Here is a 14909-nt window from a genome sequence, read left to right on the forward strand (position 1 = left end):
CGCCCCTGGAACGGGAAGGGGCCGGCGTATCAGCCGAAAGATGGCCCGCGAAAGGCGGAAAAGGGTGATTGGGGATAAAGATTTCCCGCAACCCCGTCACGGAAAGTACACCGTCGCGTGATTATAATCGTTGTAAAATAAAAGAACATTCACAAAAGACGCCATTCTTTGTCCTTGCCCTTCGGATGCGAAAGACGTATGTAACTAGTTAGTTCGTATAAGAGCAGGAAATGCCGGAATGTATCTGAACGACACCCAGGAACAGGTGCGCGACATGGCGCGAGCCTTCGCGGATGAGGTCATCCGCCCGGCCGCCGAGGCACTGGACCGCGAAGAACGCTTCCCCTCTGAAATATATGACGAGATGGCCAAAGTCGGGCTGTTCGGAATTGGCGTTCCGGAAGAACTGGGCGGTCCCGGATTCGACACGCTGACCTATGCCGTCGTGATGGAGGAACTGTCGCGCGGATATGCCAGCGTCGCCGATCAGTGCGGGCTGGTTGAACTGATTTCCACATTGCTGGTCCGTCATGGCACTGCAGTCCAGCAGAAGATGCTGCCCGAAGTCATAAGCATGCAGCGCAAGGTTGCCTACTGCATTACCGAGGCGGAGGCCGGCACGGATGTCTCGGGCATCCGTACCACTGCGGTAAAGGATGGCGATGGCTGGGTCCTTAATGGCGGCAAGTTGTGGATTCACAACGCGCCTGTCGCCGATACCGGCTTCGTCCTTGCCCGTACGGACAGGGAAGCGGGCAACCGTGGCATGTCGATCTTCATCGTCGACCTTCACGCCCGCGGTATCGAGCGCGGGCCCAAGGAACACAAGATGGGACAGCGCGCCAGCCAGGTTGGTGGCCTTACCTTTTCCGACGTGCGTCTTGGCCCCGATGCCCTGCTGGGGGAGGCCGGGCGCGGATTCCATATGATGATGAGCGTGCTTGACAAGGGACGCGTCGGCATCGCCGCCCTTGCGGTCGGCATCGCCCAAGCAGGGCTGGAGGCGGCCGTCGATTATGCCGGCACGCGCAAACAGTTCGGCAAGCAGATATCCGAGTTCCAGGGCGTGCAGTGGCTGCTGGCTGACATGGCAAAGGATATCGAGGCCGCGCGGCTGCTGGTGCATTCCGCCGCAGTCAAGATCGACCGGGGGCATGACGCCACGCGGTCATGTTCCATGGCCAAGTGCTTCGCCGGCGACATGGCCGTGGCCCGCACGGCCGACGCCGTGCAGGTCTTTGGCGGGTCGGGATACATTCGCGGTTTCGAGGTCGAGCGCCTGTACCGCGATGCCAAGATTACCCAGATCTATGAAGGTACCAACCAGATCCAGCGCATGATCATTGCGCGCGAGCTGATGAAAAAAGGCGCGCGCGCATGAGACAGGTGGCGCTGGTGACCGGCTCTTCGCGCGGGATCGGCCTTGCGGCGGCGCAGGCCCTGGCGCAGGCCGGTTTCGGGGTAGCGATCAACGGGCCGGTGGAAGATGACGAACTGCATGGCGCCATCGGCCAGATGCAGGCGCTTGGCGCCCCGGTCATGGCGGTGGCCTTCGATGTAAGCGACGTCGCCTCCCATGCCGAAAACCTGGCCCTGATCGAAGAGCGGCTGGGACCACTGACGACGCTGGTCAACAATGCCGGCGTGGGGGTGCTCCAGCGTGGGGACCTGCTGGACGTGACCGAGGCCAGCTGGGATCGCTGCCTTGCGGTCAATGCGCGTGCGCTCTTCTTCCTGTCGCAGGCGTTCGCGCGTCGGCTTCTGGCGCGCGAACGCAATGCCGACCTGTTCTATTCCATTGTCAATGTCACGTCCTCCAACGCCACGGCGGTGGCCGTGCAGCGGGCGGAATACTGTGCCTCGAAGGCTGCGGCGGCCATGGTGTCGAAGGCGTTCGCCGTCAGGCTCGGGTCTGAAAACATTGCTGTTTATGACGTGCAGCCCGGGCTGGTCGCGACCGACATGACCGCCCCGGTCATCGAAACGTACCGCAGGCGCGCCGCCGATGGTCTGACCCTGCTGCCGCGCGTCGGCACGCCAGAAGACATGGGCCGTGTCATCGCCGTCCTTGCCAGCGGCGGACTTCCCTACACGACCGGGCAGGTCATTTCGGCGGATGCCGGCATGCTTGTGCCCCGTTTCTGAGAAGAACCATGAAAATCGCACTGCCTGACCAGACCGGCCGGAAGGTGGACTACCTTCTGGTCGGCACACCACTTCCCCCTGCGGTCCTGCCTCCCGATCCGGTGCGCGTTGTCTATTCGGCGGCACATGTGGTGGCCGATCCCCATACCGCGACCGACCCATCGGGACCGGCCGCGATCGACTGGGACAGGACGCTTGCCTTCCGCCGGTACCTGGCGGGGCTGGGCCTTGGCATTGCCGAGGCGATGGATACGGCGCAACGCGGCATGGGGCTTGACTGGTCGCGGTCGCTCGAACTGATCCGCCGGACGAAGGCCGAACTGCCCGATGCGCTGGTGGGCAATGGCTGCGGGACCGATCAGCTTGATCCGCGTGACGTCATCTCGATCGATCAGGTGACTGGCGCCTATCTTGAACAGGCCGAAGCCATTCAGGCCGTGGGCGGGCGGATCATCCTGATGGCCAGCCGCGCGCTGGTGCAGGTGGCGCGCTCGGCACAGGATTACCGCAGGGTCTATCGCAGGGTGCTGGACAGCTGTGACCAGCCCGTCATCCTGCACTGGCTGGGGGAAATGTTCGACCCGGCGCTGAAGGGATACTGGGGCACGGACGATTTTGACGAGGCAATGGAAACCGTCCTGACCATCATCGAGGAAAACCGGCTGCGTATCGACGGGATCAAGATTTCCCTTCTGGATAAGGAAAAGGAAATCATCCTGCGCCGCCGTCTGCCCGCGGGCGTGCGGATGTATACCGGCGATGACTTCAATTATCCCGAACTCATCGAAGGGGACGCGCAGGGCTTCAGCCATGCGCTGCTTGGCATTTTCGATCCGCTGGCCCTTGCCGCCGTGCATGCGCTCAACCGTCTGGGGGACGGGGATGTCGACGCCTTTCGCGCGCTGCTTGACCCCACCGTGCCGCTGGCGCGGGTGATCTTTCGCGCCCCCACCCAGTATTACAAGACAGGCGTTGTCTTCCTGGCGTGGCTGAACGGGTTTCAGGATCACTTCATCATGCTCAACGGGGCGCAGGCCATGCGTCCGCTGCCCTATTTTACGGAGATATTCCGGCTGGCGGACGGCTGCGGGCTGCTGCGTGATCCGTCGCTTGCCGTTGATCGCATGAAAACCCTTCTGGCGATGTACGGGGCATGACATGCGTGATTTCCGTCATGACCTGTCGGGCCTTGCCCTCAATACCGCGACCCTTGGCCATAACATGGAAGGGGCGGGAAGGGGATGGTCGCCCGAACGGACGATAGAGGCCTGCGCCCGGCGCGGTATCGGCGGGATCGTGTTCTGGCGCCGCGAAATCGAGGGAAGGGCCGCCGCCATCGGCGCCCATGCCCGCGCGGCTGGCGTCAGGGTCGTGGGCCTGTGCCGCGCGCCATTCCTGGTGGGGCCACTGGCATTTCGTAGCGAAGGTGAGGTGCGCGACGACTTTTATCGCGCGATTGACCAGACCGCCGAACTGGGTGGTGACATCCTGACCATCGTGGTGGGCGGCGTGCAGCCGGGCACGAAGGGCGTGGGCGAAAGCCTCGGGCTGGTCGGGCAGTACGTGGCGGATGCCGCGAACCGTGCCGCGTCGGTGGGGGTGAGGCTGGCGTTGGAGCCACTGCACCCGGTTTATGGCGGCGACCGGTCGTGCCTTGTCACGACGCGCGACGCGCTGGACCTGTGTGAGCGGATCGGCGCCGATAATCTAGGTATTGCGATCGATGTCTATCATGTCTGGTGGGATACCGACCTGCCGCGCCAGCTTGCGCGCGCGGGGGGGCGCATCCTCGGGTTTCATCTGTGCGACTGGCTGGCACATACTGCCGACGTGCTGCTTGATCGCGGCATGATGGGCGATGGCGTGGCCGACCTCGTCGCCATCCGCGCGGCGGTGGAGCAGGCCGGGTATCAGGGATACTGCGAGGTCGAAATCTTTTCCGCGAACAACTGGTGGAAGCGCGATCCGGCCGAGGTGCTCGATGTGATGATCGAGCGCTTTCGTACGGTGTGCTGAACCCGGCGTATCCGAATTTGTGGGGAAACCATGAAAATCCTTGTCCCTGTAAAGCGCGTCATTGATTACAACGTCAAGGTCCGTGTTCGTCCCGATGGGTCGGGCGTCGAACTGGCGAACGTGAAGATGTCCATGAATCCCTTTGACGAGATCGCGATGGAAGAAGCGGTCCGCCTGAAGGGAAAGGGCATTGCCTCCGAAATCATCGCCGTGTCCATCGGCACGCCGCAGGCCAGGGACATCCTGCGCACGGCCCTGGCGATGGGGGCCGACCGGGCAATCCTGGTCGATGCGACGGCGGATGTGAACTTCGATATCGAGCCCCTTGCCGTGGCAAGGATCCTTGCGCGCCTTGTCGAGCGGGAAAAGCCTGACCTGGTCATCGCGGGCAAGCACGCAATCGACAACGACATGAATGCAACGGGACAGATGCTTGCCGGCCTGCTGGGCTGGGGGCAGGCGACCTTTGCCTCCCGGATCGAAATTGCGCAGGGACATGCCGTCGTGACGCGGGAAGTCGATGGCGGCCTGCAGGTCATCCGTGTCGCTTTGCCTGCGGTGATTACCGCCGACCTGCGGCTTAATGAGCCGCGTTACGTCTCGCTTCCCAACATCATGAAGGCCAAGAAAAAACCTCTGGAAGAATGCCCGCTTGCCGCACTTGACGTTGATATCAGCCCACGGCTGAAGGTGGTGCGCACGATCGAACCCTCCAACCGGTCGGCAGGCAGACGCGTGGCGTCGGTCGATGAACTGATCGACAAACTGAAAAACGAAGCGGGAGTCCTGTGATGCCTGTTCTGCTGCTGGCCGAAGTCAATAATGCGAAACTGGCGTCCGATGCCGTTGCCAGGGCCCTGTCCGCCCTGTCCCCCCTTGGGGAAAGGATCGACGTGCTGATCATGGCGGACGAAGGTGCCGAGGCCGCGGCGGAAGCCGCGCGGCTGGACGGTGTCGGTCAGGTGCTGCTGGCGCAGGACGGGACGCTGGCCCATGGCCTGGCGGAACCTGCCGCGGCACTTGTTGCCTCCCTTGCGGAGCGGTACACGCACATTGCCGCGCCGGCCACGGCGTTTTCCAAGAATATCCTGCCCCGTGTCGCCGCGTTGCTCGATGTGATGGTGATTTCCGATGTCACGTCCATACGCGACGCGGAAACCTTTGATCGTCCGGTTTATGCCGGCAATGCCGTCCAGACCGTGACATCGACAGACCGTATCAAGGTTCTGGGCATAAGGACCTCGGTATTCCAGGGCGTGGAAAAAGGCACCGTCGCCGCCCCGGTTGAAACGATTGCGGCCATGCCAGATCCCGGCCTTTCGACGTGGGTGGAGGATATCGTGGCCGTTTCGGAACGGCCGGATCTGGCGTCGGCGCGGGTGGTCGTGTCCGGTGGCCGGGGCGTGGGGTCAAGGGAGCAGTTTGACACGATCATCAGGCTTGCGGACCGGATGGGGGCGGCCGTTGGCGCCAGCAGGGCAGCGGTTGACCTTGGCTATGCCCCCAATGACTGGCAGGTGGGCCAGACGGGCAAGGTGGTCGCCCCGGACCTGTATGTTGCGGTCGGCATTTCAGGCGCGATCCAGCACCTTGCGGGGATGAAGGATTCCAAAATCATCGTTGCCATCAACAAGGATGAGGATGCACCCATTTTCCGCATTGCCGATTATGCCCTGGTGGGCGACCTCTTTTCCATCATTCCCGAACTGACGGCCAAACTGTAATCATGGCGGCAGTCACAATGTCTTTGCAGGGGAACACCACACGAAACAATTAGGACTCATGTCCCTGTCTGGATGAAACGCAGGCAGGGGTCCGGGATTTATACGGGAATGACAGCCGTCCGTAAAAAAAGAGGCCACATCGGAAAGAACATGATGTGGCGCAATAACAAGGATGACAGGCTATGAACCCTGATGAAAAACGCAAATTCGGCCGTACGGGCCTTGAGGTAACCGCTTTTGCCTTTGGCACGGCCCCGCTTGGCAACTTTCTGCATGAAGTGGGGGAAAATGACGCGCAGGAAATGATCGGGCACGCATGGGATGCGGGCATCCGGTTTTATGATACCGCGCCCATGTATGGCCACGGGCTGGCGGAACTCCGGCTTGGTCAGGCGCTGCGCTGGAAAAGGCGCGACGATTTCGTCCTCGCCTCCAAGGTGGGGCGCGTCCTGCATCCTGCCAGGCGGGCCGATATCGATTTCACGCCGTGGAGCAACGCGGCCCCCAATACCATGGCGTTCGATTACAGTTATGACGGGACGATGCGCGCGTTCGAGGATTCGCTGCAACGTCTCGCGCTGGAACGGATAGACATGCTTTTCATCCATGATATCGATCGCTTTACCCAGGGCGAGGCGCAGCCCGAGGTTTTTTCGCAGGCCATGGATGGATGCTGGCGCGCGCTGGAACGCCTGCGCGATCAGGGCGTGGTCAACGCGATCGGGGTCGGGGTGAATGAATGGGAAGTCTGTTACGATGCCATACGGCAGCGTGATTTCGACTGCTGCCTTCTGGCCGGGCGTTACACGTTGCTGGAACAGGACGCGCTGGACCGGTTCCTGCCGCTTTGCGAAAAACAGGGGGTCGCGGTGGTGGTCGGCGGCGGGTTCAATTCCGGCATCCTCGCCACCGGCGCGGTGCAGGGGGCGAAGTACAACTATGCCCCGGCGCCCGCCCCTGTCATGGAACGTGTCGCGCGGATCGAAGCGATCTGCCACGCATACGACGTGCCGCTTCCCGCGGCGGCGTTGCAGTTCGTCGTGGCGCATCCCGCCATTCCGACATTCTGCGCCGGCACGCGCACCGTCGCGCAGCTTGAACAGAACCTCCGGTGGTTCCGCCATCCCATTCCCGCCGGGTTCTGGCATGAACTGAAGGAACGCGGACTGTTGCGCGAAGACGCCCCCGTGCCCGTTGCCGACACGGCGGATCCCGTGATGTTCCAGGCGCAGGCCGCATCAGGCGGCAGCAGCGCCAGCCCCGCGCCCTAGGCCCCGCGCATCAAGCCCCTGGGGCATCCCATCGTGTCATGTGTCCTGTCAGGGCAATGGCAGGGTCAGGATTTGCGGGGGAATGCCCGCGGCCCTGCCCGGATGCTGCCCGCAATTCGGTAACTATCTGGTTCGATACAGATAATGCCATGAAACATGCCGTGTCATGACGGCATGACCCGAAACAGACCTTCCGGAGACAGATATGTCGTTCATCAAGACCTATATAGAGCGGCAGACATTAAATCGGCGCACCATGCTTCTGATGTCAGCCTATGGGCTGTTCGGGGCGGCGGCCACGGCAGGGCTGCGGCCGGCGCCGGCACGGGCTGCGGCCCCGAACAGCCCAAGGATCGCGTGGAGCTATCGCGACCGGACAAATCCTTACTGGAACGCGATTGTTTCGGGCGGCAATGCCTTTGTCCAGAGCCTGGGACTGCCGCAGAGCGCGCTGATCAACCTGATAAACGAAGGTTCCAGCGAAAAGTCGCTGTCGGATATCCAGTCCCTGCTGGCCCGTTATGGCAGTGGCGTCGCCCTTGCGGTTGATCCGAACGACATGCCCAACTGCCGCCCCGTGGTGGAGGCGGTGAACAAGGCGGGTGCTTATGTTTCCACCATCTGGAACAAGACCGACGACCTGCATCCATGGGATTTTGGCGATCATTATGTATCGCACATGACATGGTCCGATGTTGGCCCATCAGAACAGACCGCCCGCGTGCTGTTCGATGCCATGGGGGGAAAGGGCGGCGTCGTGCATCTGGGTGGCATTGCCTCCAACAACCCGGCCATCGAACGTCTGGCGGGCTTTCGCAAAGCGCTGAAGGCATATCCCAATATCCAGCTTCTTGCCGTGCAGGCCGCCGACTGGGATACCCAGAAGGCCAATCAGGTCATGTCCGGCTTTCTGACCCGTTATGGCGATTCCATAAAGGGCGTGCATTGCGCCAGCGACACCATGGCCTATGGCGTGATCGAGGCCCTGCGTGCCGAGGGGATCGAGGACATGCCCGTGGTGTCCTATGACGGCAACCCGCAGGCGGTCGAACTGGTGACCAAAGGCAAGATCCTGGCGACGGTTTTCACCAATCCCTACTGGGCGGGGGGCATTACGGCGTCGCTGGCCTATTACGCGGCGACCGGTGTGTTCAAGCCATCGGCGGAACCACACGAACACCGCGAATTCTATGGCCCCACCACATTGGTCACGACCAAGGACGCGCAGGATTTCAAGGCCAGGTATATCGATACCAACCCGCAATATGACTGGAAGAACTTCTGGGCGCTGGCCAGGGGACAGATCCAGTACGGGTAAGAACAACTGTTGCGACAGGAAATATCCTCAATGATTTTCCTGTCCGTGATTTCCTCATCGGTGGAAAAAAAGAGGCTGGATCGATGAACAGGTTCCTGGCCACGGATGCCCTTCGCAAATGGGTGCCGCTTCTCGTGCTTGTGGGGTTGTGCCTGTTTTTTACGGCGCTCAATCCCAATTTCCTGTCACTGCGTAATTTCGCGCGTATCGCCATTTCGTCTTCGCCCGCGCTGATGGTCGCCATCGGGGTGACGTTTGTCATTCTCATGGGTTCGATCGACCTTTCGATGGAGGGAACCGTCGCGGTCTGTGCCGTGGTCTTTGCGCTGATCCTCAATGCGCTTGGCGGCACGATTGCCGGGCGGGGATGGGTGGCGCTGCCTGCCGCGCTGCTGGTTGGCGCGGCACTGGGCGCGATCAACGGCATCGTGCATGTGAAACTCAGGATTCCATCCTTCATGGCCAGCCTGTCGCTGGGTTTTGTGGGGATCGGGCTGTCCCTGCTGATTACCGGGGGGGATCGGATCCTGATCGACGATCCGCCTTTCCGTTCGCTGCTTACGGTGCGGGTGGAGGGCTTTCCCCTCATGGCCTATGCGGCGCTGGCGTGCCTGCTGGTGGCGTGGTTCATACAGGACCATACCACGGTCGGCCGCAACTTTTACGCCGTGGGCGGGGGCGAGGACCTGGCGCGGGCCTCGGGGCTGAATGTCGGACGGCTGCGGATCATCGGCTTCGTGCTGGCCGGCGTGTTCTATGCGCTGGGGGCGATTTTCGCCGTGGCGCGGCTTGGCATTGCCGAAACCGAGACCGGGCGCAACTTCATGTTCATGTCCATCACATCCGTCGTGGTGGGGGGCACCGCGTTGCGCGGGGGTGAAGGCGGCGTGTGGAACACGCTGGTGGGCGTGCTGATCGTCAATGTCATCGGTAACGGAATGGTGGTGATCGGACTGGCTGATTACTGTCAGGACGGCGTGCTGGGCCTTCTGGTTATTGCCGCGGTCTATCTTTCCACCGACCGGCGTTCCCTTTCCTTTGTAAAGTAAGGTGCCATGTTCGAACTGGTGAATGTCGAAAAACGCTATATGGGCGTGCATGTGCTCAAGGGCGTGGATTTCCGCATCGATGATGGGGAAATCGTCGGGCTGGTAGGGGAAAACGGCGCGGGCAAGTCCACGCTGATGAAAGTGATCTATGGCGCCGTCCAGCATGATGCCGGGACGCTGCTGGTGGATGGCGAACCCGTCAATTTCCGCAGCCCGCGCGATGCCATGAAACGCGGGGTGGGCATGGTGTATCAGGAACAGTCCCTGATCCCCAACCTGACCGTGATGGAAAACATCTTCCTTGGCTTTGAAAAACCCTTTGTCCGGTTCGGCGCGATCAACTGGAAAAAGATGGCTGAGGCCGCGCGCAGGCAGCTGGCGAAGGTCCGGCTGGATATTGATCCCGGCATCATTACCGCGCGGCTGACCTTTGCCCAGCGCCAGCTTGTCGAACTGGCCAAGGTGCTGGCGCTTGAAGAACGCGTGGAGGGCAAGCTCGTCATCCTGCTGGACGAGCCGACATCCGTGCTGTCGCGCGATGAGATCGAGCTGCTGTTCAGCGTGGTGCGGGCATTGCGCCATCGTGCGTCCTTCATCTTCGTCTCCCACCGGCTTGATGAAATCGTCGCGCTGTCGGACCGCATTTATGTGCTGAAGGACGGGGTGGTGGTGGATGTCATGGCGGCGAAGGGCGCGGATATCAGCGCCATCCAGAAGAAGATGGTCGGCCGCGACATCAACGGCGAATATTACCGCGAGGACAGGCAGGCCCCCTACGACCCTGACAGGGTGCTTCTGGAACTGGATCATGTCGAAATCGCGGGGCAGGGGAACGACATTTCCCTTACGCTTCATGCAGGCGAAGTCCTGGCCCTTGTCGGTGTCGAAGGCTCCGGGCGGGAGCCGATCCTGCGCACGATATTCGGGATGCTGCGCCCCGACAGGGGCACGTTGCGCATCCGTGGCGAGCCGGTGCATGCCTTCAGCCCCGCGCACAGCGTCGCCCAAGGCGTGGGTTACGTGCCGCGTGAGCGCAAGATCGAAGGGATCGCAAGCGGCATGAACGTGTTCGAGAACATGACCCTGCCGCAGATGCGGAACTATTCGCATGCAGGCGTGCTCGACATCAGGGCCGAGCGTGATCTGGCGCGGGAATGGATCGGGAAACTGTCGATCAAGGTGCCATCCGAATATGCCGATTGCGGCAATCTTTCTGGTGGAAACCAGCAGAAGGTCGTGCTGGCGAAATGGCGCAGCAGCGGGTCGGAGATCATCCTGCTCGACCATCCCACGCGTGGCCTCGATATTGGGGCAAAGGAAGATGTTTACGCAATGATCCGTGACATGTCGGCGCACGGCGTGGGGATCATCCTGATCGCCGATACGCTGGAGGAGGCGATCGGCCTCAGTCACACCATCGCTGTCATCAAGGACGGGGAAATCAAGAAATGGTTCAGCTGTCAGCCGAAGGCAAAGCCCTCCCTTTACGATCTCATCCAGTACATGGTGTAAGTGGCGATCTGACCCTGACCGAAAGGCTGCGGCGTCATTTCCCGTGGATCACGCTGCTCAGCGTGCTGCTGCTGGTGGGGATGCGGGATATCAATTTCCTCAGCCCCGAAAACCTGATCAACCTGGCGGCGGACGTCGTGCCGCTGCTGATCATGGCCGTGGGCATGACCTTCGTCATCTATATCGGCGGCATCGACCTGTCGTCGCAGTCGGTCGCCAATATGTCCACCGTGCTGGCGACCATCGCGTTACCGACGTTCGGCGTCGGGGCGGGGGTTCTTGTGATCGCCGCGGGGCTTGTGGCGGGCACGGTGTCGGGCGTGGTCACGACGCGGCTGAAGGTGCCGTCCTTCATCTCCACACTGGCGGTGGGGGGGATTGCGCTGTCGGTGGGGCAGTATGCCTCGGGGCAGCAGGCCCTGCACATGGATACCGGCCAGCGCCAGCACGCCTTTGGCTGGATGACGGGGCAGGTGGCGGGCGTTCCCGTTTCCCTGATCCTGGCGCTTGCGATCGTCGCACTGGCCTGGTTCATCCAGACCCGGATGATGCCGGGGCGCATTTTCAAGGCACTGGGCGCGGGTGAGCCCGTGGTTGTCGCATCCGGCATCCGTGCGGAACGATACCGGATCCTTGCCTTCGCACTGTCCGGCATGTTCGCAGCCCTTGCGGGGCTCATGTTCTCGGTCAGGCTTTCGGGTGGTTCGCCCACCCTGGCAGAGGGTTTCCTGCTGCCCGCGATTGTCGCGGTACTGGTGGGGGGTACGCCACTGACGGGCGGCGTGGGGGGCGTGCTGAACACCCTGATCGGCACCATGATTGTCGCGGTTGTGCGCGCCAGCATGCTCTATTTCAATATTCCCGCCACCGGACAGCAGATTTTCTTTGGCGTGGTGCTGATCATCGCCATCGCGACAACAATAGATCGCTCAAAAATGCGCGTCGTCAAATAGAGGTCAGGGAGAAACGATAATGGAAACCATGCAGGCGGCCGTGCTGGTGACGCCCGGCCATTTCGAGGTGCGGGAGGTGCCGATACCTGCCACCGGACCCGATGACGTGCTGGTCAGGGTGGACCGCTGCGGCATATGCGGCACTGATGTCCATATATTCGAGGGGCATTACGTGGCCGACAGGCTGCCGTTCATTCCGGGACATGAATTCACGGGCACGCTGGCGCGCGTGGGCGAACGGGCAAGTGGCCTGCAGGTGGGGCAGCGGGTGGTGGCCGACATCAATATCGGCTGTGGTCACTGCTATTACTGCAGGCGCAATGAAATCCTGAACTGTCCGCAGATGCGCCAGATCGGCATCCATCGCGATGGCGGCTTTGCGCAGTATGTTTCCGTCCCGGCGCGCCAGATCATTCCCGCGCCGGATACGGCCGCAGCCGGGGTGCTGGCCCTGACCGAACCGGTGGCCTGCGTCGTCCGTGCCGCGCGCAAGGCCCGGGCCGGTTTCGGTCAGTCGGTCGTGGTGCTGGGGGCCGGACCCGTGGGCAACCTGCATATCCAGATGATGCGGCTTGTGGGGGCGGCCCCGATCATTGCCGTGGAACTGTCCCCCCGGCGCGCCGAGCTTGCGGCGCGGGCCGGGGCCGATGTGGTCATTACAGATCCGAATACCATGCTGGATATCGTAAAGTCGCACACCGGCGGGCGGGGGGCTGATATCGTGATCGAAAGTATCGGATCGCCCGCCCTGTATGCACGGGCATTCGACCTGATCCGGCCGGGGGGACACGTCGCGGCCTTTGGTATTACCGGGCCGGATGATACTGTCGCGGTGCGGATACTCGACATGATCCTGAAGGAAAATTCGATGAAGGGATCCGTCGCCGGCATGGGTGAGGACATGCATGATGCCCTGACCCTGCTGACGCATGGCCGTTTTCAGGTGGAACCTTTTACACAGTCCGTCGTGCCGCTGGATCATATCCAGTCGGCATTCGATACGCTTAAGGACAGGCCGGAAATCCTCAAGGTCCAGATCGCCCCGCCCGCGTGAAAACAAAGGAACCGGCCGCATCATCAAAAAAGCGCCAAAAAACAGGGCGCAAGCAGGCGCGTGCCGTCCTGTCGGGATGGATCGTGCTTCACCGCCGATGTCGGAGGCGGCATGTTTTCACGCCGGGTAAATGCCTTGTTACCTGAGCCGGGACGGGGTACAGGGACGGTATCGGGTCCGTACGTCGTATCACCCGTCGCCGGTTCTTTTCCAATGCAAGGAGATCCCATGCCAAAAGTATCAAACGTTGCCAAACGGGCCGGATCACAGGCAAGGAAAACGTCAGCCGGCAGGACAGGCACGTCGCATGCAAGGGATGCGGAGGCCACGCAGAAGCGCATTCTGGCAGCGGCCAAAAAAGAGTTTGCAATGAACGGGCTGGCTGGCGCACGCGTCGATATCATCGCCGAGAAGGCCGAAGCCAACAAACGCATGATCTATCATTACTTCGGCGGCAAGGAAGCCCTGTTCGAACGTGTGCTGGAAGATGCCTATGCGGATATATGCCGCGCCGAACAGTCCCTGAAACTCGATCATCTTGATCCCAAGGCCGCGCTTGAAACCCTTGTCAGGTTTACATGGCAATATTATCTGGACAATCCGGAATTCCTGACCCTGGTCAACAATGAAAACCTGCAGAAGGCGGTGCATCTGCATGGTTCAAAGGTGCTGCCGGTCATCAGCCGCAACCGCCTTGATATGGTTGAATCCCTTCTGGCGCGCGGGGAAAAGGCAGGCATATTCCGCCCGGGGATCGATGCCATGCAGCTTAATATAACCATCGCGGCTGTCGGGTATTATTATATTACCAACCGCTTTACGGGTTCCATCATCTTCGACTGCGATTTCATGGCGTCGGGCATGCTGCGCAAGCGGTTGGCGTTCAATATCGACACGATTGTCAGGACCGTCTGTAAATGAAAGAAAAAACAAACATCCTCGTATGCGGGATTTTTGTAAAAATGTTTCTTCGAAATGGTTTAAAGAAGTAATACAAAGTTATTGTGGTGCAGACTTTTTTCAAGAATGAGGCGCTTCCTGAAGTTTTTTGAAAAAGCTTCACCAAAAACTTCTTTATGATTTGCAGGATATCTGAAGGGAGAGCTTTTTCAAACCGCCCTTTAAATACCATAGAAATCATAAGATATCGCGTTGCCATAGGCTTAGGCCCCATTGATTTGATTGCGGAAATCTGATTCAGGCTCTGTGAGGAGACTGGAGATGAGCGACCTGTTTTGGCTGACGGACGAACAAATGGAGTGTCTGCGGCCCTTTTTCCCAAAGAGCCACGGTAGAGCCCACGTTGTGGCTGCCGTTGAGCGGGTTCCGATGAATGCGTTTTGTGTGCCGGTGCGCACGGGTGGCAAGGCGCAGTATCACCCGCGGCGGATGCTCGCACTTCTGATCTTCAGCTATGCAAACGGGATTTTGTCCTCACGCCGGATCGAGCGGGCGACATATCGCGACATCGGCATATGCTTCGTGGCGGCGAACCTGTGTCCGGATCACGACACGACTGCCGTTTTCCGGCAGACAAACCGGGTGGCCATTGAAGCTGCATTTGCACAGGTCCGGGTTCTGGCGCGCGAGACGGGCCTGTTACGCCTGGGCGTGGTGTCGATCGACGGCACGAAAATCGATGCCGATGCCTCGAAATACCGTTCCCTGCGCTACGATCGGATCAGGGCGCTGCGAGAACAGCTGGCGATGGATATCACGGAGCTGATGGAACAGGCGGAGCACGCGGACGCCACAGACAGCGACCCGCAGGCATCGCCGGAGGAACTCGCCCGACGGGAAACGCTGAAAGCGAAGCTAGGTTCAGGACCTATTAATTTATTGAACTGAGTGGGGCATTGTGATTCAC

The 14909-nt window shown here is 60.9% G+C and carries 13 protein-coding genes and 1 pseudogene; all 14 read left to right on the forward strand.

Features of this window, described 5'->3' with window-relative positions; genetic code table 11:
* Positions 1-238 precede the first annotated feature (238 nt).
* Positions 239-1381, forward strand: a complete 1143-nt coding sequence (locus NJLHNGOC_RS05320; protein ID WP_113595442.1) for an acyl-CoA dehydrogenase family protein — start codon at positions 239-241, stop codon at positions 1379-1381.
* A complete protein-coding gene (locus NJLHNGOC_RS05325; RefSeq protein WP_113595443.1) occupies positions 1378-2145 on the forward strand; it encodes a 3-ketoacyl-ACP reductase in 768 nt (255 codons plus the stop codon). Before NJLHNGOC_RS05320 ends, NJLHNGOC_RS05325 begins: the two co-directional genes overlap by 4 nt.
* A gap of 8 nt (positions 2146-2153) precedes the next feature.
* Positions 2154-3302 (forward strand): dihydrodipicolinate synthase family protein, encoded by a 1149-nt coding sequence (locus NJLHNGOC_RS05330; RefSeq protein ID WP_113595444.1) that lies wholly within the window; start codon positions 2154-2156, stop codon positions 3300-3302.
* Between the two features lies 1 nt (position 3303).
* Positions 3304-4161, forward strand: coding sequence for a sugar phosphate isomerase/epimerase family protein (locus NJLHNGOC_RS05335; protein WP_113595445.1), 858 nt, complete (start codon positions 3304-3306; stop codon positions 4159-4161).
* Between the two features lie 30 nt (positions 4162-4191).
* Positions 4192-4953 (forward strand): electron transfer flavoprotein subunit beta/FixA family protein, encoded by a 762-nt coding sequence (locus NJLHNGOC_RS05340; protein WP_113595446.1) that lies wholly within the window; start codon positions 4192-4194, stop codon positions 4951-4953.
* Positions 4953-5885: an electron transfer flavoprotein subunit alpha/FixB family protein gene (locus NJLHNGOC_RS05345; protein WP_113595447.1), complete on the forward strand. Its 933-nt coding sequence runs from the start codon at positions 4953-4955 to the stop codon at positions 5883-5885. The genes NJLHNGOC_RS05340 and NJLHNGOC_RS05345 overlap by 1 nt, the downstream gene beginning before the upstream one ends.
* A 182-nt stretch (positions 5886-6067) precedes the next feature.
* Entirely contained in the window at positions 6068-7156 is a 1089-nt protein-coding gene (locus NJLHNGOC_RS05350) for an aldo/keto reductase (RefSeq protein ID WP_113595448.1), read from the forward strand.
* A gap of 256 nt (positions 7157-7412) precedes the next feature.
* Entirely contained in the window at positions 7413-8474 is a 1062-nt protein-coding gene (locus NJLHNGOC_RS05355) for a sugar ABC transporter substrate-binding protein (protein WP_239021354.1), read from the forward strand.
* 83 nt (positions 8475-8557) lie between these two features.
* Positions 8558-9523: an ABC transporter permease gene (locus NJLHNGOC_RS05360; protein WP_113595450.1), complete on the forward strand. Its 966-nt coding sequence runs from the start codon at positions 8558-8560 to the stop codon at positions 9521-9523.
* A gap of 6 nt (positions 9524-9529) precedes the next feature.
* On the forward strand, positions 9530-11035 hold the full coding sequence (locus NJLHNGOC_RS05365; RefSeq protein ID WP_113595451.1) for a sugar ABC transporter ATP-binding protein: 1506 nt from the start codon (positions 9530-9532) through the stop codon (positions 11033-11035).
* Positions 10972-11988, forward strand: coding sequence for an ABC transporter permease (locus NJLHNGOC_RS05370; RefSeq protein WP_113595452.1), 1017 nt, complete (start codon positions 10972-10974; stop codon positions 11986-11988). Before NJLHNGOC_RS05365 ends, NJLHNGOC_RS05370 begins: the two co-directional genes overlap by 64 nt.
* Positions 11989-12007: 19 nt before the next feature.
* Complete coding sequence (locus NJLHNGOC_RS05375) at positions 12008-13042, forward strand: zinc-dependent alcohol dehydrogenase (protein WP_113595453.1); 1035 nt, start codon at positions 12008-12010, stop codon at positions 13040-13042.
* 111 nt (positions 13043-13153) lie between these two features.
* A complete protein-coding gene (locus NJLHNGOC_RS05380; RefSeq protein ID WP_239021355.1) occupies positions 13154-13963 on the forward strand; it encodes a TetR/AcrR family transcriptional regulator in 810 nt (269 codons plus the stop codon).
* Positions 13964-14344: 381 nt separating this feature from the next.
* Positions 14345-14860, forward strand: a pseudogene (locus tag NJLHNGOC_RS05385) (transposase); the annotation flags it as partial.
* Positions 14861-14909: the final 49 nt, after the last annotated feature.

Source organism: Novacetimonas cocois, from assembly GCF_003311635.1.
Classification (GTDB): Bacteria; Pseudomonadota; Alphaproteobacteria; order Acetobacterales; family Acetobacteraceae; genus Novacetimonas; species Novacetimonas cocois.

What these genes read in the sequence shown, in the direction of transcription:
- NJLHNGOC_RS05320 (WP_113595442.1), top strand. Translation starts at nt 239, where the DNA reads ATGTATCTGAACGACACCCAGGAACAGGTGCGCGACATGGCGCGAGCC.
- NJLHNGOC_RS05325 (WP_113595443.1), top strand. Translation starts at nt 1,378, where the DNA reads ATGAGACAGGTGGCGCTGGTGACCGGCTCTTCGCGCGGGATCGGCCTT.
- NJLHNGOC_RS05330 (WP_113595444.1), top strand. Translation starts at nt 2,154, where the DNA reads ATGAAAATCGCACTGCCTGACCAGACCGGCCGGAAGGTGGACTACCTT.
- NJLHNGOC_RS05335 (WP_113595445.1), top strand. Translation starts at nt 3,304, where the DNA reads ATGCGTGATTTCCGTCATGACCTGTCGGGCCTTGCCCTCAATACCGCG.
- NJLHNGOC_RS05340 (WP_113595446.1), top strand. Translation starts at nt 4,192, where the DNA reads ATGAAAATCCTTGTCCCTGTAAAGCGCGTCATTGATTACAACGTCAAG.
- NJLHNGOC_RS05345 (WP_113595447.1), top strand. Translation starts at nt 4,953, where the DNA reads ATGCCTGTTCTGCTGCTGGCCGAAGTCAATAATGCGAAACTGGCGTCC.
- NJLHNGOC_RS05350 (WP_113595448.1), top strand. Translation starts at nt 6,068, where the DNA reads ATGAACCCTGATGAAAAACGCAAATTCGGCCGTACGGGCCTTGAGGTA.
- NJLHNGOC_RS05355 (WP_239021354.1), top strand. Translation starts at nt 7,413, where the DNA reads ATGCTTCTGATGTCAGCCTATGGGCTGTTCGGGGCGGCGGCCACGGCA.
- NJLHNGOC_RS05360 (WP_113595450.1), top strand. Translation starts at nt 8,558, where the DNA reads ATGAACAGGTTCCTGGCCACGGATGCCCTTCGCAAATGGGTGCCGCTT.
- NJLHNGOC_RS05365 (WP_113595451.1), top strand. Translation starts at nt 9,530, where the DNA reads ATGTTCGAACTGGTGAATGTCGAAAAACGCTATATGGGCGTGCATGTG.
- NJLHNGOC_RS05370 (WP_113595452.1), top strand. Translation starts at nt 10,972, where the DNA reads ATGGTTCAGCTGTCAGCCGAAGGCAAAGCCCTCCCTTTACGATCTCAT.
- NJLHNGOC_RS05375 (WP_113595453.1), top strand. Translation starts at nt 12,008, where the DNA reads ATGGAAACCATGCAGGCGGCCGTGCTGGTGACGCCCGGCCATTTCGAG.
- NJLHNGOC_RS05380 (WP_239021355.1), top strand. Translation starts at nt 13,154, where the DNA reads ATGTTTTCACGCCGGGTAAATGCCTTGTTACCTGAGCCGGGACGGGGT.